General features: G+C 53.7%; 22 protein-coding genes. 11 read left to right on the forward strand and 11 right to left on the reverse strand.

Features of this window, described 5'->3' with window-relative positions; translation table 11 throughout:
• Positions 1 to 1,196 precede the first annotated feature (1,196 nt).
• The gene (locus AUC60_RS01850) at positions 1,197 to 1,718 is read left to right on the forward strand and encodes a hypothetical protein (protein ID WP_087264379.1); all 522 of its coding nucleotides are present in this window, start codon (positions 1,197 to 1,199) and stop codon (positions 1,716 to 1,718) included.
• Positions 1,719 to 1,855: 137 nt separating this feature from the next.
• On the opposite strand, the gene AUC60_RS01855 is transcribed toward AUC60_RS01850, so the two are convergent.
• Entirely contained in the window at positions 1,856 to 3,094 is a 1,239-nt protein-coding gene (locus AUC60_RS01855; RefSeq protein ID WP_087264380.1) for a hypothetical protein, read from the reverse strand.
• A gap of 28 nt (positions 3,095 to 3,122) precedes the next feature.
• Complete coding sequence (locus tag AUC60_RS01860) at positions 3,123 to 4,406, reverse strand: tyrosine-type recombinase/integrase (protein WP_087264495.1); 1,284 nt, start codon at positions 4,404 to 4,406, stop codon at positions 3,123 to 3,125.
• Positions 4,407 to 6,791: 2,385 nt separating this feature from the next.
• On the opposite strand from AUC60_RS01860, the gene AUC60_RS01870 reads away from it, so the two are divergent.
• Complete coding sequence (locus AUC60_RS01870) at positions 6,792 to 7,220, forward strand: hypothetical protein (protein WP_087264382.1); 429 nt, start codon at positions 6,792 to 6,794, stop codon at positions 7,218 to 7,220.
• A 377-nt stretch (positions 7,221 to 7,597) separates the two neighbouring features.
• On the opposite strand, the gene AUC60_RS01875 is transcribed toward AUC60_RS01870, so the two are convergent.
• Positions 7,598 to 8,257 (reverse strand): hypothetical protein, encoded by a 660-nt coding sequence (locus AUC60_RS01875; RefSeq protein WP_144443202.1) that lies wholly within the window; start codon positions 8,255 to 8,257, stop codon positions 7,598 to 7,600.
• Between the two features lie 368 nt (positions 8,258 to 8,625).
• Between AUC60_RS01875 and AUC60_RS01880 the strand changes: the two genes are divergently transcribed.
• Together AUC60_RS01880 and AUC60_RS01885 are read left to right on the forward strand one after the other, a co-directional pair.
• Positions 8,626 to 9,990 carry a DUF1963 domain-containing protein gene (locus AUC60_RS01880; RefSeq protein WP_087264384.1) on the forward strand — a complete coding sequence of 455 codons (1,365 nt, stop codon included), beginning with the start codon at positions 8,626 to 8,628 and terminating at the stop codon, positions 9,988 to 9,990.
• Positions 9,991 to 10,211: 221 nt separating this feature from the next.
• Entirely contained in the window at positions 10,212 to 10,694 is a 483-nt protein-coding gene (locus AUC60_RS01885) for a DUF4189 domain-containing protein (RefSeq protein ID WP_087264385.1), read from the forward strand.
• A 44-nt stretch (positions 10,695 to 10,738) separates the two neighbouring features.
• Here the strand turns inward: AUC60_RS01885 and AUC60_RS28035 are convergent, their stop codons facing one another.
• Both AUC60_RS28035 and AUC60_RS28040 read right to left on the reverse strand, forming a co-directional pair.
• A complete protein-coding gene (locus AUC60_RS28035; protein WP_202973053.1) occupies positions 10,739 to 10,951 on the reverse strand; it encodes a hypothetical protein in 213 nt (70 codons plus the stop codon).
• Positions 10,948 to 11,469: a hypothetical protein gene (locus AUC60_RS28040; RefSeq protein ID WP_202973054.1), complete on the reverse strand. Its 522-nt coding sequence runs from the start codon at positions 11,467 to 11,469 to the stop codon at positions 10,948 to 10,950. The genes AUC60_RS28035 and AUC60_RS28040 overlap by 4 nt, the downstream gene beginning before the upstream one ends.
• Before the next feature lie 277 nt (positions 11,470 to 11,746).
• On the opposite strand from AUC60_RS28040, the gene AUC60_RS28385 reads away from it, so the two are divergent.
• The 6 genes from AUC60_RS28385 to AUC60_RS01915 all read left to right on the forward strand — a co-directional run bounded on the left by AUC60_RS28385 (position 11,747) and on the right by AUC60_RS01915 (position 16,178).
• Positions 11,747 to 11,899: an imm11 family protein gene (locus AUC60_RS28385; RefSeq protein WP_144443203.1), complete on the forward strand. Its 153-nt coding sequence runs from the start codon at positions 11,747 to 11,749 to the stop codon at positions 11,897 to 11,899.
• 431 nt (positions 11,900 to 12,330) lie between these two features.
• Positions 12,331 to 13,221 (forward strand): hypothetical protein, encoded by an 891-nt coding sequence (locus AUC60_RS01895; RefSeq protein WP_087264386.1) that lies wholly within the window; start codon positions 12,331 to 12,333, stop codon positions 13,219 to 13,221.
• Positions 13,222 to 13,557: an imm11 family protein gene (locus AUC60_RS01900; protein WP_338014010.1), complete on the forward strand. Its 336-nt coding sequence runs from the start codon at positions 13,222 to 13,224 to the stop codon at positions 13,555 to 13,557.
• 166 nt (positions 13,558 to 13,723) lie between these two features.
• Positions 13,724 to 14,611, forward strand: a complete 888-nt coding sequence (locus AUC60_RS01905; RefSeq protein ID WP_158099092.1) for a peptidoglycan-binding domain-containing protein — start codon at positions 13,724 to 13,726, stop codon at positions 14,609 to 14,611.
• 57 nt (positions 14,612 to 14,668) lie between these two features.
• Positions 14,669 to 15,502, forward strand: a complete 834-nt coding sequence (locus AUC60_RS01910; protein WP_202973055.1) for a hypothetical protein — start codon at positions 14,669 to 14,671, stop codon at positions 15,500 to 15,502.
• A gap of 193 nt (positions 15,503 to 15,695) precedes the next feature.
• The gene (locus AUC60_RS01915; RefSeq protein WP_202973056.1) at positions 15,696 to 16,178 is read left to right on the forward strand and encodes a DUF4189 domain-containing protein; all 483 of its coding nucleotides are present in this window, start codon (positions 15,696 to 15,698) and stop codon (positions 16,176 to 16,178) included.
• 764 nt (positions 16,179 to 16,942) lie between these two features.
• Here the strand turns inward: AUC60_RS01915 and AUC60_RS01925 are convergent.
• The 4 genes from AUC60_RS01925 to AUC60_RS01940 form a co-directional block, all read right to left on the reverse strand.
• The gene (locus AUC60_RS01925) at positions 16,943 to 17,437 is read right to left on the reverse strand and encodes a DUF2269 family protein (RefSeq protein WP_087264391.1); all 495 of its coding nucleotides are present in this window, start codon (positions 17,435 to 17,437) and stop codon (positions 16,943 to 16,945) included.
• A gap of 3 nt (positions 17,438 to 17,440) precedes the next feature.
• A complete protein-coding gene (locus AUC60_RS01930) occupies positions 17,441 to 18,568 on the reverse strand; it encodes a saccharopine dehydrogenase family protein (protein ID WP_087264392.1) in 1,128 nt (375 codons plus the stop codon).
• Positions 18,569 to 18,642: 74 nt separating this feature from the next.
• Positions 18,643 to 20,256, reverse strand: coding sequence for an ATP-binding response regulator (locus tag AUC60_RS01935; protein ID WP_087264393.1), 1,614 nt, complete (start codon positions 20,254 to 20,256; stop codon positions 18,643 to 18,645).
• Between the two features lie 153 nt (positions 20,257 to 20,409).
• The gene (locus AUC60_RS01940) at positions 20,410 to 20,946 is read right to left on the reverse strand and encodes a DUF5625 family protein (RefSeq protein ID WP_087264394.1); all 537 of its coding nucleotides are present in this window, start codon (positions 20,944 to 20,946) and stop codon (positions 20,410 to 20,412) included.
• A gap of 396 nt (positions 20,947 to 21,342) precedes the next feature.
• On the opposite strand from AUC60_RS01940, the gene AUC60_RS01945 reads away from it, so the two are divergent.
• Positions 21,343 to 21,849: a hypothetical protein gene (locus AUC60_RS01945; RefSeq protein ID WP_238599498.1), complete on the forward strand. Its 507-nt coding sequence runs from the start codon at positions 21,343 to 21,345 to the stop codon at positions 21,847 to 21,849.
• Positions 21,850 to 21,907: 58 nt separating this feature from the next.
• Here the strand turns inward: AUC60_RS01945 and AUC60_RS01950 are convergent, their stop codons facing one another.
• Together AUC60_RS01950 and AUC60_RS01955 are read right to left on the reverse strand one after the other, a co-directional pair.
• Positions 21,908 to 23,176: an OmpP1/FadL family transporter gene (locus AUC60_RS01950; RefSeq protein ID WP_087264395.1), complete on the reverse strand. Its 1,269-nt coding sequence runs from the start codon at positions 23,174 to 23,176 to the stop codon at positions 21,908 to 21,910.
• A 146-nt stretch (positions 23,177 to 23,322) separates the two neighbouring features.
• The gene (locus tag AUC60_RS01955) at positions 23,323 to 24,075 is read right to left on the reverse strand and encodes a hypothetical protein (protein ID WP_087264396.1); all 753 of its coding nucleotides are present in this window, start codon (positions 24,073 to 24,075) and stop codon (positions 23,323 to 23,325) included.
• Positions 24,076 to 24,297 lie beyond the last annotated feature (222 nt).

Below are 24,297 nucleotides of genomic sequence, written 5' to 3' on the forward strand. Positions count from 1 at the left end.
ACCCACACACTTACAGATTTGATGGCTCATTGCTATGATGGCTTAAGAGCCCCGTCGCGAACCGAAATGGCGGCTGCTGCAATCCAATCTTTCGTAGGTGACCATGGACACGGCGATCAAATGGCTCAGGAATTTGAGCACTACTGCTTTGGTGATTATCGGTCTCCTGGGCTTAGGTTGTGGTGAGGATGCTCACGCTCGCGGCGGCACGGTTCACGTCAGTGGCTACACCCGTGCAAACGGAACCTACGTTGCGCCCCATTACCGCTCAGCCCCAGACGGTAATTTTGGAAACAACTGGAGCACCCTGGGCAACGTCAATCCATATACCGGAAAACCAGGCACCTTGACCGAGCCACACGGTTCGTCCGGGTCTACATACACGACGACGTCGCCCGTCCCTGCATACACGCCAGTGCAGCCATCGAGCACCTCAAGCTCGGGGCCGCCGGACGCGCAAGTGAAGCTCCCGGCGCACGCCAAGTTTGACTACACGAAGCGAAACTGGGAATGCATCAGGGGCTATCAGAGAAGCGGCAGCGCTTGCCGCGAGGTCGTCGTTCCTCAACACGCCAAACTTGATTACTTTGGTCACGGCTGGGAGTGCCAGCGGGGTTATGCGCGTCAAGGCAGTAGCTGTGACGCGGTTGTGGTTCCGGCTCACGCAAGCCTGGATTTCTTGGGCCACGGCTGGGAATGCGCCAAGGGCTACAGGAAGTCCGGCGAGGCTTGCAGCTCCGTTAATGTGCCACCCTACGCTAAGCTCGACTATCTCGGCCATGGATGGGAATGCCTTGCAGGCTATAAACGGTCGGGCGACGGGTGCTCAGTTGTGCTCGTCCCTCGAAACGCCAAGCTAGATTATCTCGGGCATGCCTGGGAGTGCACGCGAGGTTTCAAGCGGGTAGGGGACGAATGCCAACCTGTCCAGGTACCGCTGAACGCCAGCCTCGATTACCTTGGCCACGACTGGGCATGTAACTCGGGCTTTCGCAGAGCTCAGCAAAGCTGCACCCCAGTTGTTAGACCTTGAATGCCAAAGTTTGACCAGTAAACCGGTCAAATCCTCCACTTCCCGCACTGTCGTATCACTTTCAAATCAGTAGGAACCCAATTTTTTGATACGTGCAAGGCTTGCACTAGCCTCAGGTTTTTTTGCGATTTGTAGCACGCCCAAACTAGGAAGGGAGCGGAAAGTGAACGAACATCGGAGGAGGTCAGATCTAAAACAGGCTAAAGCTGCCTACAGGCAATCTGGAACGGGCATCTCTCTTTTAATCCGCGACCTTTACTCCTGCGTACAGCAGTCTTCGATTGAGTGCGGTTTTGACGCCGAGCAGGTCAAAATAATCTGGCGAACCGCTAGCCAGGCCTACTCTGCTGGCGAGATATCACTGGCATTCGAACCGATATTCAAAGAGCTTCATTCGAACTACGTCAATAAGGCTGATTATCGAGCTGGCGCTCTGCCACTTCCAATTGATGCACTTGAAGAGGCAGGCTCTGTCGCGATAAGAGCGTTGGCTCATCTAAAAGCGCAACATGATGCAAAACTACGTATTTGGTTCCACGATGCTGGAATTTGTGAATTCCGCTTGATTCGTCCGGCAATCCCGTGGGCCAACTTCACTTATGCACTTCTCGACAAGCTAGTGAAAGATGAGCTATTAACGAGCTCCTTTCGTTGCAAGCTATTTGCACGAGATCTTGGTCTGTAAATTCATCAAGCCATAGGCATGCGTCATATCAAGTCAGAAATATCTAGGGTCTGTACTCGATGAGAGTGTGGATCCGCTTCTGGCTATGGTGATGAGGTCAGCCAGGCCCGACTTAGGCTGACCCCAGGAGAGTAATGCTAGCGTGGCTTGCGCCCTTGGCTCCAACTCACCCACTCATCACGCCAAGCAAAAAAACGTTGGTATAGGTTTTCAGCGTTCGATCTGCGCCCGAGTCCAATAACGTTATCCATCGTCAACACCCTTGCGCTGCGGTGCATGCTGGTTTCCCGGAGCCAGAACAGGCTAGCAGTACGAAAACCAGAATCAGGGGATACTACACATCCGTCCTCGCTGAGTTTATCAATAACGTGCTGGCATGCGTTTCGAAATAGAAACCTGGCGTAACCTGAGCTGACCGAGTCGGAGCCCCGATTTTTTCCAAGTAGGGAGGTGTGATCATCTTCAAGTGGGATCCAGGCTCTCCCAAATCGCTCGCGATAGCGATTGACATAATTTTCCACGAAATCGGGATGAATTTTCCACGCGGACTTCCCAGGAAATTGATCTTCGGCTAAGTCATAGCTGCCATCCGCCGTCAGGCGTAGGGCACTAAAGGTTAGGTTTTGTCCAAACTGATCAATTTCGCTGGGCTGCAGCCTAAGGTAATAGATCGATGCAATCATAAGCAATGTCCGCTCTTGCTTGACATCTCCGTCTGCCAATTCGGATAGCGTTGACATCAAAACCGCAAATTCTTGATCGGTGAATACATTATCCCCAGTATGCACAGGGAGAGACGGCGCGTAGAAACCTGCCCTATGCAGCCGATATGCAGGGTTAACCGCGATCCGATCATTGTCGTGGAGATACGAAAAGAAGTTTGCTGTCACAGACATTTGCAGAGCGAGTACCGCCTTGCTGGCTAAAAAAGAAATGCGTTCGCCATTTTCCTCGGCAGCCGGTTGTCTGAGGTAAAAAGGGCGCCATTCAGGATTAAATTTGTCTGCGCTCGGTCGTTTACCGGTAGTGAAACGCTTACAGTTTTTTGAGGTTATCCACGACTCAAGTGGAGAGGTGCAAAAGTCCATAAACCCCTGAACATCGACCTCCACCAATCTAGTTATGGGTTTTTTCGCTACCAAAAGACTCCAGAGCAACAGCCGCTCCGTACAAGCCCGGTAGTTGTTGTAACGCGTTGGCTCTGCATGATTGGCTAGAAACTGCTTAACCAGCAGATAACTTTCCACCGGCTGACTGCTGGGTGGACAGATGTCCAGAAAATCTACGACGACTGAAAGCTCATAATCTAACGTGTCTGGGTCGAGTCGCTTAAAATCAGTCAGGGTTTTGAAGCATGGTCGAGGAATTATTTCCATGACTTTTCCTACCGGTGATCTGTAAATTTCAGTCTCGGTTTTTCAAACCCAACTGCCTAAGTGAGTACGAGCGTTTGTCTTCATAGCTGCTGTAGTAGATATCCTGGGTAGTGGCAAGATTGTTGTGACGTAGATCCATCTGCAAATCCTTGGCGTCGCGCCAAGGCGCATCGAGCGTCGCTGCGGTATGCCTCAGCCAGTGAGTGGAGGCTATTTTTAGTGCTTCGATTTCGCCCGATTGACGACCTTCGCTCACCATCTCATCAGCGGCTGAATCAAACAGCTCCTGGATGATTGAACGAACTTTTCGAGTAGACAAACCTGGACGACCACTCAAGGTTGCAATGAGGGGCGTGTGCTCGTTCTGTAGCGGCAGCTCAGTAAGCCCCATGTAGCGCCGGTACCGCTTTAGGTACAGATCGATGTATTCCGGCCGGACGGCCACTTTGGCCGCCTTATCACCCTTGCCAATGAGGTGAAACCACCAGTTGCCTTCGTGGTCTGGCTTAAACGAACTCATCGTCGGCTGCCAATTCACTCGCCCGCAGATATCTGAAACGCGCAGGTACATAGAGAAAAGCGTTGCAGCGATGAAAAGCGTCCGCTCATGTAGCTCTGGAAGCGCTGCTGCCATTTTTTCAGCAGTTGACAGCACGAAGTCCCATTGCAGGGGCGTGAGTGCACGGCCAGTTAGCGCCGTGCCACGTGACGTTTTGAAGCGTGATTTCTGTTTGATCGCCCGAAAGGGATTCGTCGAGGTCAGGCCTTCATCAACCGCGTACTCGTACAAAGTACTGCAGACGGAAAACGCTTGGGAAATACTGGCTCGGGCTGGTTGATACGGAGCACATGCACCCCGGGCATCATCATAAGCGTCAGCAGCGCTACCCACGGTCTTTCCTGCAAAGGGTCGCCAGCGATGATTTGGGTGCACCGGATAATCTGCGTCTGACGCCGAGACCATGAACCTGCTCCTCGTAACCGGGCCAACCCAGTCAAGAGGCGGACTCGCACAGAACTCCAGGAAAGCTTCGGCATCTGCACGGCGCAGTTCCATGACGGGCTTTTTTCTTATCAACAATGCCCAAAGCAGCAGGCGCTCGGCATGGGTGCGATATGAAACGAATGTCGCCTCAACATTGGAGTACGCGCGCAGAAAGCCTCTGACGACTTCGTAACCCTCCATTGGCTTGAGCTGTGCGTCGACGGCCATAACATAATCCATCACCCACGGCAGGCATGGATCAGGTTCATCGTTAGTGTGATTAACAAACTCTTTATAGGTGTTGAACAGGGGGCACGGAACAGCCATTACAGTGCCACTGGCTGGGACAGCCTGCTTCGAAGACGGCTTTTCAGACTTCCGATTCTGGGAGTTATCGGAAGTAGGGGAGATGCCCTTCTGTTTTTTCAAGACGCGTGTCTCCGCCTGCCTGGATGAGTCGCTCATCACCTAGCCCTAATCATTTGTTCGATGCCACTCAGGTTATACACGGCAAGCCTGGCTTTGCAAGTATCTTGCAAATTTTTTTGTACGACGCGGGAACTAACGTCGATTTAAACATATATTGAAAGGCAGAGCTCGGCGCTGAATTCATCGACACAAAAAAAGGCTAAAAGCCCCGAATCATGAGGGTTTTGGCCTTAATTGCTTCTGCTGCAGGGGATAATACGCCCGCTTAAGTTCCGCGCATGGGCTTCATCAACGTAGCGATCAGATGGTCACTTTTAAAAGATCCAACCTTTTTTAAAAGTTGGAGCGTTACGGCCCTGTATTTACGACACATGGCAGTTAATATTCATTGTTTTCGATGAGTAGACCACTTTTAAAGGTTTTGATCATTTCTAAAAAATACCCCCTTATTAGTCAGGAGGCCTTAACCGTTACCGGTTATCTCTTTATCGAAAGACCTCTTGAAATTAACGACCGCTAGTGGTTTATAATGAAGCTTCTTCGAAGCTTCAGTCTGCAACTCCCCCCTAGCATAGCTCCATTCGCGTAATTAGCGATGTAAGTTTAGCTTTATTCTCACTTTGAATCGCTATATCAATTGCCCTAGGAAATCTCTATCCACGCTACGCAGGCAGGCCGCGCCCTTGACCAGACGGCACTATCACGGCGCAGGCGAGGTCAGTTCACGATCTCGACGATCGTTGTAGATCAGCATTCGATCTCCGTGAGAGATCGTGAGGACTGGCACCGTGCTGCGTAGCTCACGCAATCGGCCACAGAGCTAAGGGAGGCCCGAGCCCGCCTGACATCGCAGATAACCGCATTCATTGGGGTAAACGGACAGTCATTTTTAAAGGATTTGACCATCTTTAAAAGATGTCCCGTATTCCAGGGCAGTGTTGCTGCTGAGGAGCCCAGCCTAAATGGATGCCTTGAGGAACGAACTGGGGCATGTTTGGGTAGCATCTGGCGCCTCAATTCGACGAAACACTGGCAGAACCTGCAATTCTGGCCGCTGCTGCCAACATTAAAAGATGCCGAAATGGTGATCCGTTAGCGGGTGACTGAACGCACAGGCCCGGTCTGCAAGGCTTTCAGGGCTGGGAAGCTAGGCGCCATCTAAAGCGCCATTTTTACGGGGGAGCCACATCAGCGATAACTGATGACAAGCAGCGCGATTGGAAAATGGCAGCATCGAATCAGAGTCAAATGATCACCAGAAGCACCGCCGTAGAAAAACCCATAGGTACGCATAATGTATATTATGTTAAATAGTGTGTCTGGTTATGGTTCGCTTTCCAAATCCCGATTTTGTGACGGTCGCGATTTGATGAGGCTTCCTCCCTTACCTATCTATCTGATTTCATTGGGTTTGCATTAAAACGGCGTCGTTCGGACTGCTAACACATCGAAAGTTTCCCTGTTGCACTGTGTGCTTCTGCAGGCTACAGAGTCGCGCGCTCGTTCTAGCGCGCATACGTAGGCAGCGAGCAGACTTTCAACAGATTAGTAGCTTAAACGCCCAAGCTGATGCTGTTCAGGTGTATGCGGCTTCCAAAGGAACGATGAATCAAATCTTCTCCGTATGTAGCAGTTTTATGAGTTTCTTGCCGAAGACAACTTGGTGAGCCTGAACCCGTTCAGACTTGTAAAAAATAAGCGGGATTTCATTGGGAATCTAACCGGCGAGGCCCAGAATCGGGCCTTAACGCCATTGCAATGGGACTACGTGCTTGAGAATCACGTGATCGGAAAAGGCAACACAGGGACGAGTATGTTAATCGGTACCTCAGACGCTATCGCACTTTTCTCGGCTTGCCGAACTCACCGGCTGAAAAAGAACGAACTCCTCTACTCACGACGCTGGAAGGCCGAGCGGGCTTGTCTGGACGTAAAGTGCGCACCCTCCTCCAGTCCGTTTTTCGAAAACGCTCTATCTAAGATGAAGGCTGAGGGCGCGAGGCGTACAAAATGAACAGCCTACGGTCAGCATCAGCTCACTGACTCAGATATACATCGGCAACATTTGACGCGCCTTTTCGCAGGGCGTGCAGTTAGATCTTCGTCGGTGCGTTCTGTTGCCAGATTAGAGTGGCCTCTTTGGCGCAGATCATCTCGGGACGCTTGCGCCATAAAGCAGGTTCTGTAACGCTCGTCGCCGACGATCATTGACGTCCCGAAACCCTTGGCGTGTGGTTGAACGGACAGTAACAGCCCTCGAGACGGCTTTACCAAGGAGAAGTAATGAACAGGTTTTTTCTAGCAGGTGTGTGTCTGGCCCTGAGCACCGGCATCGTTGCAGCCGAGGATCCTCTAGTCCGTGAAGGCACTTACTTCGGCTCGGGCGATGGCGGCGATGTAACGGTCAAACTGAAAGCGGTTGGCGGAGGAGACTACGATGCCTCGATCAATACGATGGTAGAAGGCGGTTGTTCGGGGGGCGTCGATGGGCGGATGACGTTCCACGGCGACACCGGCGTTCTTTCGGTGCCCAACCCGGACTATGACCTCGTGACAAACAGTCCGTTGACGCGGCATAAGGCGTGCAAGGTCATTCTTACGTTCAACGATGAAGGGTTTCTTCAGGTCGATGAGAAAGAAGGATGCCTGACGTTTCATGGTAATGCCTGTACGTTTACAGGGGAGTTGGTGCATGAAAGTGCGGTCAATTGATAGGGGGATCACTTGCCGATAGAGCGCTGGCCGCTCGAGAGCGTCCAGCGATTGACCTCATGGGTGAAGGAATTAGGCCAATTGAATTGCGTAAATCCAATTTAAAAAATTTGATTTTATGACGATTCTCCATAGCACACGTGTGCTATGGACTGCGCATCCCAATACCGGGTCTTTTTCGTGTTCGCAATGGGTCCAATACGATGCTGCGTGTTTATTGATGCTGCGTTTTGATTAAGGAAGTGGCAACGCACACCAAACGAAAAAACTAATTGCGTTACAAACATCGCGAGCCGACTCGCGCCTGGCGTTTGCCGCTCCAAAGCAGGACTACATAGACCGTGGGCAATTTTCTTCGTCAGTAAAACTTGCCCCGCTTACGATACAGCCAGAACCATCAAGTTCGACACACAGGCCTGTGTATCTTCCTTGTGTGCGTCAGCACTGACCAAAACCGTCACCACCACATTTCCACGTTCGAAGTGCCATCTCGCAGGAGTCCCGCGACGCGGCGAGCCGACCCACTCTGCAGTGAATCCTCCGTCAACCAGCGACTGGTGATATAGCCCTATGGTCTGTGTACAGGTTGCCTGACCAGGTGCAACAGCACTCTGTGGAAATTTGAAGTCCAGGCGACTGACAGGTTGGCCTTTTGCGTCCGATATTGATTCCAGTGAGTAGCCCGTGCCGCCGACCCGTTCGTCTGAGATCCAGAATTCCTGCGGATCGGTGGCGTTGTATTTCAACATCACGCCAAACTTTTTCTCGACCTGTATACGCGCCATGTCCTGCTTGCCATGGATCGAAAGCGTCAACCGCACGATGCGCTGCGCAAGTTCCTCAGAGGTCAAATCCGGCAAGGGCTGCGCAGCGGCATCTGTGGATACAGGAATGACTTGGGGCTGTGCACTCGCAAAAGAGACCAGCAACACACCGGCCCATAACAAGTTCGCACAAAGATTGATGACGCTTCTGCGCGCTTGGCGATACGGCGCAAGTGGCTTTGTTAAATTCACGGGCCAATTTTTATGATTCAAATGCCCTACAGTCCCCAAATGAAAGCCAGTGCCGAGTATTTATAATAATCAGGAGAAGATCGCCCAAGACCTCCAGCATTTCAATAGCACACCTGTGCTATGGGCACGCATCGAGTATTCGATTATCGTTTTACCCGTCGGGCCATAGCTTCATGGATTCGCTAACAGAGCAATCTGTAAGTCTCGCTTTATGGTTGTTGTCGTTATAAAACCTCACGGCACCAGGCCTCGCGATTCATACCGATACCCGTTGGTATATCGCAAGCTGCAACGGCAATTCAACGACAGGTGTAGCTGGCACTGCGACCCAAGCAACATTGCCGAGTCAAGGCTGCGTCCTGACGCTTTGCAACGTGGAGGTTCAGGAAATGGAAAACCAAACGCAGTCCCCCTACGACGCCAGCGTGCGCGACCACCAGATGGAAGCCGAGCTTGAGGCTTACTTCTGCAATCACCGCAAAACCGGCATCGTGCTGCAGAGGATTTATCCCCCTACATCGTTCCCCCGTGTACGCAGTCGTTTGGGCGGTCTGCCCCAATTACCACATGCTTTTGAATGGCCCATAGGCGTGAGTTACGGCGAGTCGGCGCCCATGCATTTTCTTGCGCAGATCGACTGCGCGGAGTTGCCACGCGTCGAGTCGCTGATGCCAACGCAGGGCATGTTGTTTTTCTTCGCTGTAAACGACGAAGAACAGATATGGGATACAGGTGCTCCTCAGGAACGTGTCCGGGTGTTGTACGTGCGGAGCGTCCCGGAGGACCAGCCCGAGCGTCAGGCACCGGAACATCTGCGTCCGATTCAGGACGTGAATAAAGCAGACAGCCCTTATACGGAACAGGGATGGCTGCTACCTGGCGAGAGTGGCCCGCGCCTCCATGTACGATGGCCATTGGTTGCACGGCGGATGGAGACCTGGCCATACGACGTGCCAACGCCGGAAGGCCGCTCAATGCCAGACGTGGCGGCCTACCACCAGCGATGGTCCGAACTTAGCCTGGGAGCAGCCGTGGCAGCGACCGGGCTAATGCCCAATGCCAACGCTGTTTTCCGTTGGGAGCAACCGCTCTCCCAATCCTGGACGTTCCCTGCCCAATGGCTGCGCTATCAGCTGGACTTCCCGCAGGCGGGAATCATGATAGATCGGCTGGCGCGGATCGTAGGCAATGAGCGAAGCAAGAGAACACGCCGCTTTGTCGCTGATCAGGATGTACTGGACTGGGTGGAGCACGCCAGTCGCCTTGGCTGGGATAACGTTCCTGATGAGGTCACGAGGGAGGCCTTCCGAAACTGGATCATTGAACAGATTGGCGACAAGAATGAAGGCGCCACGTTCACCGACGTCACAATGGGAGAAGTTTTCACGAACGGCCTGCTCGCCTCCATTGCGTACCTCGCTGGTTCACCTGACGCCGCGAGGTTGATTCCATCACCGCTATATAGAGACCTTGAAGGCGAACACTTGCCGTATGAGGAAAGTTATCGCAAGCATGCCGATGGACGAAGGTACTGTGCCAGAGCTAGAGTCCATCAGATGTTGGGGCATGTTCCGCTTTTGCAGGGCGCCATGCCTGATATCGAGGGGGAGCCGGTATGCCTGTTGCAGCTCGCCTGGGATCCCGCCATCAACCTAAAGTTTGGGGATTGCGGCCAAGCGACTTTCTGGATTTCCAGGGAGGATCTGGCGGTCCAGAACTTTGATCGTGTGGCAGCGGTGGTTGAATCACATTGAATGATTTGTAACGCCCGTTAATCTATTCGCGCCTAGCCCTCCTCCTCATCAAACAACGTGCAAACTACTGGGTTTAAATGCATTTTCTTGAACCATTTTTTCAGGTTCATTGAATAGAGTTATTAACATGCTGCGTACCCAGTTGTTTTCATTGCAGATGCTCACAGCGTTTGTCTTGGGAGTTGCTTGGTGCCACGTAAAACTGAGGCATCGCACCACAAATGAAAAAGATATTTTATGCCGCGTGCCTCACCTGCCTGCTCATCGGGTTACAGGCGCAAGCCCAGACAAGGTGTCCAATGGGTGTCCAGGTAGGGAGTATGCAATGCTTGCCTGACGAGCCACAGGGTGAAGGTAACACCCCTGCCCGTCCGACCGGCGAGTGGATCAAGACCTGGGGCGCGATTGCAATGTCTAGCACAGGCGAAGTAGGAACCGTTGTTGGCAAATTATCTGAGGCCGATGCGAAGAGCTCTGCCATTAAACAATGCGCCAAGGGCGGAGCGAATGATTGCGCCGTTCAACTGGTTTATCGAAATCAATGCGCTGCGCTGGCCGCGTCTCAGGTGGACACTTTTTTCCAGGCGTCTGCGAGCAAACAGCTCGCAGAGAGTGGCGTGAAAAAGGTGTGTGATGAGAGCGGTGGGGGAACATGCAAGGTCATGTACTCCGAATGCAGCGAACCGCTGTTCAGAAAATACTGAGATCCGAACAGGCTTATCGCGCGCCATATCCTTTGAGTAACCCGTTACTTCACGCAGAGCGCAATGTTCGTGCGCGCAGCATGGATCACGCTCAAGTAATCTTCGACGACGGCAGGTGACATGCCCTGAGTAATTGCATCATCTGCCCTTGCAGCGTCATGACGATATTTCGACAGTGTCGTCAGACATCCTGCCTTGTCATTCAACTTATACTGCGTCAGCGCATAATCATTGCGCAGACCGCCCTCATCAATCATCCCACTGTGCTAAGGCACTCTCTATAAACGGGCGCTAACGTGGTCTCGGCCTGGGTATATTTTTTCTCGTCGTAAAGCTTTTTAAATTCTCGACGCGTCTCGCCCATCGCCGGCTGAGCGCAGATGGCAGGCACATAGTTGTAATCACCTTCGAAACTGCCATTGCTGCCGCAGTACTCCCGGCACTGTTCTTTGGTAGACGTACCCACCACTAATCCTTTGGGCGTATTAGTCAGATTCAGTGAACATTGGCTTGGGGCATCACCCTCGTAAACTACCGCGCCTCCCCTAGGGTGCAGACGGCCGGAAAACGTGCAACCACTGCCAGCGTTTTCGGTGTCCAGTGAGAAGGTCTGAATACCCTTCGCAATGTCAGTCCCAATGACCAATCGGCCCCAACCACCCTCGGTCGCATAAGTGCCTGCTTGCGGCGGTGATTGTTGCGCCATGGCTGATGCAGGCAACATCAACGAGCTGGCGCAAAAAGCCGCACAGCAAATATTAATAGCTCGCTTCATCACTACACCCTTATGGAGGATTGAGCCCATTTACTGCTGCCGCGTATCAAATGTGTAGGGCCGTGAAACTGCGCCCTTCGTAAATAAACAACATCGAATGCCGCGCCCCGCAACGTTTCGACAGGCGCACAGGACACTTCCTGGCTGTTGGTGAGCGCCGTTTTTCTGATAACCAACTTACGGACCGCAGTCGACAAATCAATAGCACACCTGTGCTATCGAAAATCATCAGCAGGTCAATTACTGTTCCCCCTCTGGACGGATATCTAAAGGTTGATTGAGGTCGAGTAATCAATATGCCTCGCGCCACATTACATTCCATCTGCCTGATGGCTCGGTGGTGCCCACTCACTTCTTGTGTGACATTGTGCGCGTCCTCGATACGGTGGATGAAGAAGCTTCCAGATTAAACGTCGAGGTCAGCGATTAATGATACGGTTCGACAGGCCGGGATTGGCGCCAAAGTCACTCGGACGGGCTGTGGTTCGAAGATGCTGCCAATCTGTAGGCCGAGTCAAACACCTGAGGTCGGGGCAAATCTTGTGGCCCCGATTTCCATAGTCCTGCGCTGTCTACCCGCAAACATAGGCCCCGTAGGAGCTGCCGAAGGCTGCGATCCCGGTATACCCGTAGAAATGCTTCGCAGCCTTCGGCAGCTCCTACAGAAAACGCATTTCAATCCAGTATTTGGCTGTTGTTTTACGAGCGCGCTTGCCGGCGATTTGGTCTGTTAGTTGATGAAGATATCGTCTGTGCTGGCGCAATCGCGGGCAACCGCGCTCCTACAGGTAAAGTCACTGTTTCCCGGATGAATCCTCTCTGAGATACGCGCCATGATCAATTCACGCTGAGGAGTCGGCCATGCAATTGTCCCCTTCGTTGAAGTCCTTGATACCGGAATGCAGGGAATGGCTTGATCGGGCCCGGACCTCAGGCGATATCGACCGCTACACAAGCGCCGTACAAGATCATCTCGAAGTTGCCGGCCGCCTTACCCCCAAGGTCGGGACTCAACTTGGGCGAATCAGCCACTTTTGGAGCGTAGCCGCTTGCGATGCTTACTTTCGTGCGGACCCGGATGAGCTTGCCCGTTTCTTCAGGTGGACGATTGAAAGCCGAGCGCTGCTGCTTCGTTGGGATGGAGTACACAGCCAGCTGAGGCCACAGCTTGGCAATTGGCCCAGAGAATACTCAGACAGCTTGCGCGCTGCAGGCCCCACCGTGCTGTGTCGCTGGGATATAGGCAAGGTCAGCGCGCAGCGCTTTCTGGAGATGGCGGAGAAAGATACGCGGCTCAATCTGTTGCCTCAGTCTCGTCGAATCGCCCACAACACCCACGATGTGTTTTTAACGTTCCTGTTCTGCGACGCCTATGCACTTTTGACCCGGTTTGAGCCGCGCAAGCCCTTGATTGCTACCTATCAGGGTCTTCTGGATAACTGGAAGACCGACGACCAGAACACCTTTGCGCAACACATGAGCCAGGCCGCTGAATTCCATATCAGTCGGAGCAAGCACAGCACAGGCTGGAAAATTTACGAATTCGACTACGACTTTGATCGCGTCTTCCCGATCGAGTTACTGGCCGTGCTGGCTCTACGACGACGGGATAACCTTGCAGACTTCCCGGCGGGTCACGTGCTGATCGATGGGCCGTGGTCGGCGCTCAGGGATTTGCCTTGTGCTGAGCAGCACCCTCTCATCGAGGCTGTTCTGACGCGTGTGAAGAATGATTATCCGCAATTTCTTTGACTGAGGCCCGCTGCAAGATGGCTCAAATGGCCGTCGCGTCACCTCTGTGACTTAGTGCGCATGCTCGCGGCGTTAGACGAACAAAAATCAACTTATCAAGTTCGCACAGGTCATGAATTCGAGACTGGCAAACCGTTCAGGATAATGACCTTTGCAGGTGGTGCACGTCTCACCTTCAAAAAAGACCTTGTGGGTTCGGCCCATGTTTTCCGCATGGCCGAGAAGAAGTCGTCAGTCATTTGTGATCGCATGTTGTACACCGCGATCAGGAAAGCCGGTATTGGCGTCAAGCCAGGTTCTGGTGGTCTTTTATGGCGCGACGCTGCTGATGTGTAAAGGTGCCGCGCGCTGTGATCGCCCGATTAACACACCACTACAGCCGCACCTATAGTACGGGTGTGCTATAGGAAAAATGCCCTGCGCCTGTAACTTACAGATGATCATCGCTGGATTAATTTTCCGCAATTCTTTGATCAGGCACGAAAGCACAGGGGCTTTTCAATTGACGCTAGATACCGTTGCCACCCGTTTCCCCGTTGGCTGGAAAAATCCACTGCTGCGAGTAGCGTTCATCACCGTGGCGGCGACATGCAGCTGGCAGCCGCTGAGCGCACAGGCCGGATCTATGGCCCCCGCTAACGCCTCCTCTACCCTGCCTGTCGATAACACCGAAGCCTCGCTGAACCTTGATGAGCGAAAGCTGATTCAGGAAGGTCTGATCTGGGGCGGTTTTTATCAGGGTGCTATTAACGGCAACTTTGGCAAAGATACGCGGGCAGCCATTGCCGCGATTCAGCAGCAGTACAAACAGCCCGGCACCGGTCTCCTGAACGCCGACCTGGCCATGCACCTGGGCGGTTCAGCGCTGAATAAACGAACAGCCTTCGGCTGGACCACCGGGACTGAACCAAAGACCGGGGTGAGACTGGGCTACCCGTCAAAATTACTCACGGTACTCACCAGCCCAAATGCCAATACCGTGAATCTGAATGCCGAGGACAGCAGTATTTCGTTGCGGGTTGAACGACTGATCAATATGAAACCCGGCCAGATTGGTACGATCTACAACAACCTCGCCAGCGATACCCAGTCCACCTTTACGTACAACGTCAGACATGATGATTCATTCATCACTGCGGGCTCTCGCGGGCCGCTCAAGTTTCTCCGTCGCTATGAACAGCGCGGGAGTGAGATTCGTGCTTTAGACCTCGTATGGGTCAGCGAGCGCGATGCAGACATGAAAGCCCTCGCGATACTGGTTTCCAACAGCTTCGACCCGTTCAATACCTCCGGGCCGCAAAAAGAGCCGGAATATCCTTACCTCTCCAGCCTCGCCCGATCAGCAAATAACGAATCGACTGGCAAACCCAATGCCGTGCCCACTCAGTAACGCATTTCGGCAGAAGCCGGACTTGAGAACGCAAGCCTCATTTGCATGAGACTTCCAATGGCCCTCGTTGCAGCTGCCTGCCTGGTCATGGACCACTCCATCGTGCGTGCGAGCGAAACCAGCGCCGTAACCAATGAGCAGGGATGCGTCAGGCAGCGCGGCGGTCCACAGGATCCCGGCATGGTGCCGCCGCCCGTCATGGATGCCTGCCTGGGCCCCTATTCTTTACGCATTCCCGCCAACTATTTCGATAACCAGATGGGCCCGAACTTCGATGGCAGTTTTGGGCTTTACCTCGAATATCCGGAGCTGAAGCCGTTCGCGCCAGGCGAGCGAACGCACCTGACACTGGATGTGGCGACTCGCACGGTGAATATTGGCTATGACTACCTTGACCGGGTAAGCATCGAGGAGTTTATGCAACGTCAAACCGTGCCAGACGGTCCTGGCGAAGATGCGCCCGAAATGGATATTCAGACGCGTATCAAAGGTGAGGAGATCGATGGGCTCACACCTTACTACGCCAATATTGCTGCGTATCGCGCGCACTACCTGGCGAAGGGACTGAAGCCATCCAACTCCATAATGGACGCCACCTATTACAAGGACTGGTACGTGAATCGCGATGCCCAAGGTCGCATCGAGACGTTCATCAAGTGCACATCGCACGAAGTTAAAGAGACAGGCGTGGAATATCGTGACGGTAAGCTGGTACGCAGCAACGACCGCATGTTGCCGGAATGTGAGCACACGTTTGTCATCCCCGAGATGAATGCGGCAGTAAAGATCAACTATGTGCGTTTCGCGTTCAAGGGCTGGAAGAAGATTCAAGATCGAGCACGAAGCGCACTGCAGGAATTATCTCGTGATGCTGATTTTACCCGCCGTTAATGAAGAAACGGAGGGTGTGCTGTTGCAAAGCATCATCCCCAAGCAACATAAGGAGAACGAATCGTGACCCAGACAACTCCGTCTGCTCAACTATAAAAACAAGGTTTATACGCGCCATGAAGCATTCTTAAAGATCGAAAACTCAATGATCAGCGCTGGAAGTCAGTCACTGCCATAGGGCCAAAAGATGGACATGAAAATTTATCTGGTGAGTCTTTCACTGCTGGTGATCAGCCTGCAGGCCGGCGCGCAGACAAGATGCCCCATAGGCGTCCAGGCAGGCAGCATTCAATGCATACCGGATGACCCGCAGACCGGTCAAAGTGCCCCTCCCCGGCCAACTGGCGAATGGATTAAAACCTGGGGGGCGATCGCGGGCTCAGATACTACTGGCGAGTCCGGAGCGGTGGTCGGCAAGTTAACCCAAGAGGAAGCGAAGTCGGCAGCCCTTTATCAATGCGCCTTAGGAGGAGCCACTGACTGCAAGGTTGACCTGGCGTATAAAAATCAGTGTGTTGCACTGGTGTCCAGTGAAATTAATAGCGTCTCTCAAGGTTCCGCAACGAAGCAACGAGCTATTGATCTGGCGATGAACAGGTGTGTCAAAAAAAGCGGTGGCCATGAGTGCAAGGTCATGTACACCGCATGCTCTGATCCGATTTTTCGCAAGTACTAAACCTTGCTCAAGGGCGCGAGGGTAACGAATCAGATTTCCGGTCAGCACACGCCGAGTTCTTCAAGGCAATGGCGGCGCTGACCTGGCGTTCCCCTTTCACTGACGTGGGGCGTTAGTCGTGGGCCCCCAAAACGTTCTATAGGTAAATTCCGGCAACGTATTCACGAGCTCCGGTCGACCTATTTTGATCATGCCGTTGGTTCTCCGAGAGCTTGCTTTACAGACGAAATCATAGGGCCGTTCCAGAACAGTGCTAGCAACCGGTTCCCATTGAGTACTTGTCGGTCCCTGGGTGACTTCGCCCGAACGCATTTTAGAATTCGCGGACTCGACAGTGTACCGGCCACCCTTACACTGAAAGGCAATCCTGTATAGCGTGAAGAGAGGTTTGTCCTCTCCTTCGAATACATAAACAACATTCACTGAGCGTGCGGGCTCAGCACCAGATTTCGAAGGCGTATCCGCAACGGAAAGAGCATCGGCATAAATGACTTGCCGTTTCGGCTGATCCCCACTTCCGAAGATTAGCCACCAGTCAGGCATTGCGGCAACTGCGATGCCCGGAGAAATGACAAGGGGGGAAAAGACCGCCAGAACCAAAGCGAGTTTATGCACCAACGTTTACTCCCGTAGTTGCTGACAATAGGAACCGAACAAACTTTATATCTGCCCTGATAATCTCATACCCTCTTTGGCATTCAATAGCACACCTGTACTAGTCAATAAGAAGTTCTCCATCACACTCAGCCAATTGCCGTGCATGATCAGGCCAGCAGCATCTTGAGCCACTGCCACGGGGTCAGCTTTGTCGTCATCATCAGCACCACGACGAACATGCCAAAAAAACCGCAAATGCCCATCCAGAACCATTTCTGATAGAGATTGTGGTATCGATTATCCAGCGACAATCCCTGTTCAACTGCGCTCAATGCCAACCCGTGCATCCGCTTTTGCAGTACGAGTACCGGGAGCCAGAGTGCACCGACGCCAATGAAGATCACCACCGAAGTCAACAACCAGGGAGAGTTCAACGGCAGCCCCGCAAGCGTCAACAGCAGGTAGCCGGTGCCCAACTGAAGAAAGCCTGCCGGGGTGGTGATCCATGTGTCGAACCGCACCACCATTGCACAGACATGAGCGATGACTTGTGGGTTACGAGTGCGACTGGCCGCGATCAGATAGAGAAACGAGCCCATGCCGAACCCGAACAGGAAAACCGCCGCGATCACGTGCAAATACTTCAGCGCCAGATAGAGCATTGATCAACCCTGCTCATCTGAGAAGCGTACGGCCAGCTGTATATTCTGCGGATCATTGATGGCGGCAAGGTACTCGTCAACGCTGATCTCCCCCACACAGGGTCGGGCGCCTGGCTGCGGGCGATACTGCCGAGCGACTTTCGCCATCAACGCGACCGCTGCGCAACTGGGAATCTCCGGACCTTTGTCATTGTGCGCGGTGAGCTGAACATTCATGGTCAGGGCCTTACCCTCCACGCCGACACCCTCGACATCGATGTACATCGCACTGCGACCGTCACCGAAACGCTCAAATAGCGTGCCCCAGCGATGCAGTCGAGCGGCCCATCCCATGCGGTCTTTGACCAGCCCTGCGCGTAGGGAAGCTGCCAACAGGTAATTAGCTACGCCGCCCAGCTTGAGGCCCGAGCCTGCCTTGAAACGTAGCGTGTGCGCGCCATAGCGACGGCCAAAGATATCGATATCCGGCACGTCGACATTAGCCAGTACACGGGTCCCCAGATGCTGCATTTTGCGTAATGTCAGATCCTGCCAGCCCGACACTTCATGGACCTGCCCGTCTCGAAGCTGTTTGATCGGTTTGCCAGCGTAAGCGAGCACGCCTTCAACGGTGGACAATCCGGGCATTTTTGCCGAGGAGGAAATGCCGTGTTCAATGACATCGATACGGCTGAAGCGATGACGGTACTGATCAATGAGTGCAGACGATAGCGTGGGCACCGAGCTGCAGCCGCTGAGCAGTGTCACGCCCGCTTGCCTGGCTGCAGCGTCGAGAATGCCGATACCGTTGACGAAAGCGCGGCAGTCAGCAAGATCGCAGTAGTTGACCCCAGCGTCCACACACGCTTGGGCTACGGCATAGGATTGGCCCTGAAATGGCCCTCCCGTGTGGATGACCCACTGGATATCAAGGCTGCGTAATACCGAGCCGAACGCCGCCCCCATTGCATCACCGCACCAGCTCTCACATGGAACACCCGACTGGCTCTGCAGCGTGTTGACGCTATCAGCCAGCTTTTCAGTGTTGCGTCCCGCAATCACAAGAACAACGTTGGGCATGTTGATCAGGTGTCGGCAAACGATCCTGCCAAAATTTCCGTACCCGCCAACAACCATGACTCTCAGCGACATTCAATGCGTTCCTGTCTTCAATACCGTTCACGTTTACAAGATTGGGAGCGATTATCAGCACGTCGTGACAGGGATCAGACCCGCTCTGTGGGTTTCTCACACATCGACAACAGGGTCAGACGCAGTTCCGAAGGTCTCAGCGGTTTCGACAGCACAGACACATCCCGGGCCTGTGATGCCTCCTGAACCATATCCACTTCGCGCCCGGTCACAATCAGCGCCGGAACGTCCCAGCCCCGGGCCATGCGGATACTGTCGATGCAATCCAGGCCGTTGGCTTTCGTACCCAGATCGTAATCCGCCACGATAATGTCGCAGTCGGTGGTCAGCCCTTCCGCCGAACTGGCGGTCTGTACGTCGCAGCCCCAACGTTCAAGCAGGGCTGCGGTGGCCATAAGGACGTTATTGTCGTCCTCGACCAGGCAAATTTTGACGCCCTTGAGCAAGCTGTGCCCCAGTGTTTTTTTACGCGGTTGCTGCACGGGGGCAGCGACCTCTTCAAGCCCGTGAATGGTCACGCTCGTCCCACGGTTCACTCTGGATTCAATCTGGATCTGCACACCGATAATCTGGCTGAGTCGTTTGACAATGGACAGGCCTAGCCCAACGCCTTCTACATCCTTGTCACGCGCGTGACGTATTCGGTAGAACTCGTCCCATACCTTGGGGAGATGCTCGGCGGCGATCCCTGGCCCCTGATCATGGACGCTGATCGAGAGACCGTCCTTGTGACTGCGGACGCCGATCAGGACTGGATGATTTGGGGCGTATTTGAGTGCGTTGGACAGTATGTTTTGAACCATTGTGGCAAGCAGCGTGGCGTCTACCCTCACCCACCGCTTGCAAGGCCGGATCCTGAGTTCAACGCCGGCCCAACGCGCGGCGGCGATATTCTGCTGCGCGATTTCACCCAGCATCTCGCCGAGATTGACCACGTCTGATTTGACCGAAACCTTGCCGCTGTCCAGCGTGTAGATGTCGAGAATCGAGCGGAACAATTGCGCCACGTTATGCAGTGACCGATCGATGTTGTCCACCAGCTTGCGCTCGTAATCCCCCAGCGGACTTGATCGCAGGCAGGCGGTGAACATGCCGATAGAATGAATGGGCTGACGCAGGTCGTGACTGGCCTGCGCGAGAAAGCGCTCTTTCTCCTGATTGGCAACGGTGGCCTGCTCGGACGCCTGCCGCGTCCTGACCAACAGAATGTGGGCGTAGCCGGGCACCAGAATAGTGACCGCGACCAGCATCAGTACCATGAAGGGCTGAGCCTGCCAGTAAGGGGTCAGCTGATAAATAATCAGGATCGCCAATAATGCCAATGATGCGGCGATCGCCAAGTAGCGCGAGCCGTAGCGCATACCGTTCCCCAGCGTGACCCAGACCATCACACTGAAGATCGGCAGCGTCGCCTCGCCGCCCACCACCAGCCCTACTGAGATTCCGGTGTAATCGTGCACCATCCCGAATACCCGACGTGCCGGGAATACGCCAGGGCGACTGATAACGTATTGCCGCAAGATAAACGAGACCACAAGAAAGCCGGCATAGTAAGCAATGATTGGCTCGTACTGCGCAACATCGTACCCCGGCAAAAAACCAATCAACGATACATAAATGATTGCCACCGTCGCCACCGTTAATCTCAGCGTGGCCTGATCCAGCTCAGCGTTTTTCCGGTCTGTCATGAGTAACCCTGCCGTTAGCCTGGCGGTGATGCGTGGTCTTGATTCGGATAAGTTTAAAGATGGGGCATGGAAGATTCACACAGCACGTCCCGCTGTACAAATTCGGTCTGCGCACCTGCTTTGTAATGGCTCGGCTGTCTTGCCGCGTCGTGTTTATTTTGCCTGATGAGCCTTGCCAAAGTGGATCTTGAGTGGGGCTGGAGGCGTATCGTCCAGGCTTCCTTCCCACTGCACGGTCACCTGATAATGACCAGTATCGAGCTTTCTCTTAACCAGGTCGGCACTCAGATAGTTGCCGGCCCAAGAGTCCAGTTTAGGGTGCATGACCTGCTGGTTCAGCATCTCTATACCACTTTCGATCTCTTCAATGCGGACTTTAAATACTAACGCAGAGCCTGGCTCGCTCCAGGTATCGCCATTCCGGACACCCCCACCCGCCAAGGCCCAGGCTTTCTCCCGCTCAACGTCGTCGCTGTATGGGTAATGAAGCGCCACGGCATAATTACCAGGTTCCGTCACCCACACTTCAAGGTGTGTTGTACTTGCCGGGCCCTGCATGTCCAACGCTACGCTGTACTTTGGCGTGTGGTCTGTCGGGAGCTTTGTAAACAGAAACACGACGAAGAGCACGACCACTCCGCATCCGACTGCCAGAATCGCGAGCGCGCCGGCCAGCAATTTTCTAAGCAAGGAAAGCCTCCCGATGCAAACGCGCGTTGCAATATTCTGGAGTGAGAAAGTTGACGCATACATGCGTCTGCTGTTGATCTCTGTTGTTGTCCAGAGAATGCACCACAGGGTAACCACCTGACGGGTGATGACTTCGTCAAAAAATAAAAACCTGATGGTAGACGCTTAAAGGTTATTGCTCGCTACCTCTTTCAGGCAATAGCACATCTGTACTATAGGCGATTTTCAAACAGCCCCTTTAAGCTATCGCCATAAACGAAATCTGCCTCACCGTTAAAAAGTATGCGTTGCAGGGTCACTCCACATAGCAAGTAACCTGTTAGCAAGTAACCTGCCATTTGCAGTCGCGCCTGCGCGGAAAGAATTAATTCTAATCTCAGATCAGAGGTAACAGGCATGAGTACTTATTGCCAACTGGCAAAATTCAAAGGCTTGGCAAGTGCGGCGATGATAATGGTAGCCTTGACGGCTTGTTCAAGTGGTGTGGGTAGTTCTATCCCCGGGCTGGATTCTCTAACAGGCGATTCGAAGTATGCGCCTGAGTACATTAAGGCAAACATTATTGCCGGCAAATCGTCAAAACAACAGATTCGGGAAAAGTTTGGCGATCCCACCTCGGTGCGTGATGATTTAGGTAATGATTCATCTGAGTGGGTCTACGACAGCAAAGACTCGAAATTGGGCAAGCTCGCGGACATGGCCTATAAATACACCAGCCGATATGGAGCAGGCGATTCTGCAAGCGCCATCATTGGTGGTCAAAACAAAGTAGGCGACGCTCAAGAAATTGCGGAAGACGCGGGCACGCTCTCAGGCAGCAACACCCCCGGGAAAAAGGTAAAGATTACCTCGATCCATATTGATTTCAGAGGTGACGTCGTACGCGCCTTCAGGACCTACTGAGCAATGACCAATGCCTTTTAAAGATAAAAGGCATTGGTTCCATGGCACTCAGGCTCTATCAGAACCTGTAAGTTGCACCTACCCCGAATAAGTTAGCGTCGCTTTGATAAGTTGCACTGTAACTCGCCAACGCGTTGGAGCGGCTGACGTCAACGCTTTCTTCCTTGAGGTAGGAATAGGCCAGATCAATCGTCAATTGCGGCGTCACGTTATAGCCGACACCGACGCTGAATATCTGCCGATCGCCCGTCGGCGTTCGAGGCGAACGATTGGTGTTGCTGGTCGGCGATTGGTCGAGTGTCAGCCCCGCGCGCACGACCCATTGCGGATTCAGTTGGTAAGCGGTGCCGATGGCATAAGCCCAGGTGTCATGCCAGTTCAGCCCTTCCTGAATGGATCCGGTCAACGCCGCAGCCAACACACCACCCTGCGCCGCCGAGATCGGTTGGTTGCGCAGACTCAGGTCCTGCATGCTGCTCCAGCCGGTCCAGGTCGCGCTCGCGAAAAGTTTCCAGGCATCGGTGACTTCCTGGGTGACCGAAAAATCGTACGACTCTGGGGTGGTCACTTTCAGGGTGCAGTCATAGCGGTTGCTGGCAAGCAATGCCGGAGGGGTGCCTGCGCCGGTCGCGACCTGGGTGTGGCAATCCAGCTTGTAATCGACTTTGGAGTGGTATGTCAGCCCGATCCGGGTGGTATCGGTGGCATTGAACAACACGCCCAGATTGAAGCCGACAGCGGTGTCGTCACCTTTGACCTTGACGTTGGTGTCAGCAATGGCCGGATTCAGTGTGACATCTGACTCGAGCGTGCCAGCAATACGGTTGAAGGTGGGCCCGAAGCCGATCGACCATCTGTCGTTGAAGGCGTAGCTGACGGTGGGCTGTAGCGTGACGACCTTGATGTCACTCTTGCTGGCAAACATGCGCCCTTGAAAGCCGTTCTCGTAATCAGTCGACAGCCCGAATGGCGCATAGACCCCAAAGCCAAAAGACCAATGCTCATCGAGCTTTTGCGTATAGAAACCAAAGGGCACAGTGCTGAAAGGCACCATATCACCGTCATTGCTGCCACTGGAGCGGCCGCTGACATTGCTGATATCCGTGGAGGCGTCGATAAACGTCGCGCCCGCGGTTATCTGCGTGCCTTCGAGGCGCGCTATGCCCGCCGGGTTTCCATACACGGTACCGGCGTCATTGGCAGCCGATGCACGCCCTGCCTGACCACTGCCCATGGAACTGATGCTTTGTTCGGTGCGGGCGAAGCCGCCAGCGAAAACTTGAGTGGATGCAAATGCAACGGCGAGGCCAAGGGTTGTCTTGAGCATGGTCATTTCTTTCTTCAGAACCCGTTATTGAAAAGTGCCGGGAAGTCCATCAAGGATGCCTGTCTTCCAGCATGAATCGGCGCGAGGCCGAGGCGAGTCCGTTCGCACAAAAATCCGGTAAATCAAGCGCGCAGTTTCAAGGCGCGTTATTGCGAGGTGACGATTTTTATCGTTTCGTTAGTCACGTCCGGCAATCCTCCATGGGCCGGGACAAACGTTTTTATGAGACGCCCGCGATAAGGCCCGGCCGCCGCAAACCAGCTTTCAATGACAGCCAGATTTCGCCCATCCTTGCTGGAGGGAAGTCCCGAGGAAATCTCATTGGTGAACTTGCAGGCGTCGAAGGTACCCAGCCGCGTCGTTATCGTCTCTCGGCCGACGTAGGTGTGCTTTTCAGTAATCTCGTATTCGACACCCGGTCCGGCCGTGACGGTTTTGCTGCGATAGCTGACCGTGACTGCTTGTCCCGGCTGGAAATCGACAGGGACGGCTGGGGGCGGCTCGTTGTAAGTCGTGACCAGCGAAGCGCCGCTGCCGTGCTGGTTGCCGTATCTGATGATCTTGCCATCCACCAGGTCGACAAAGGCGTACCCGGTGAAGACCGGGGCGTTATTGATCAGCGTTGTCTGTGCCTGGATCAGCGGATTGGCACCGGCAAATGATTGGCGGCCGAGGGTCTCGGTTTTGTTGTGACCTTGCACGCCGGGCGAGCTGCTGATCCACGTCTGGGTTTCTACCGATGAGCCTTGGCGGAAGTCGGCCTCGGCAATACAGGGGACTGATGATTGATCACTCGCAGCCGCCGAGCCCGCAAATGCTCCGCCACACGCAAGGACCACCAAAACCGCCAGACGCGTTACCTGTTTTGGGTAACGACTGTTCAAACTGAATTCACCCATGAACCGTCTCTTCGCCAGCAATAAACGCCCTCCGCCTGGCACTCGCTGCACAATCACTGGCTGCGTCGACGTAAAGACAAACCACGGACGATATCAGTCGCTGAAAACGTGCTCAATAGCACATATGTGCTATATGGCCATGCTGGAAGTATGGCCGTTTATTGCGTAGAAACGGCCCCGGTGTCCAGCCTGTAGGAGCGCACGAGCACCGCGAGGCCGCGA

The sequence above is a fragment of the Pseudomonas caspiana genome (genome assembly GCF_002158995.1).
In the GTDB taxonomy this organism is placed as follows: Bacteria; Pseudomonadota; Gammaproteobacteria; order Pseudomonadales; family Pseudomonadaceae; genus Aquipseudomonas; species Aquipseudomonas caspiana.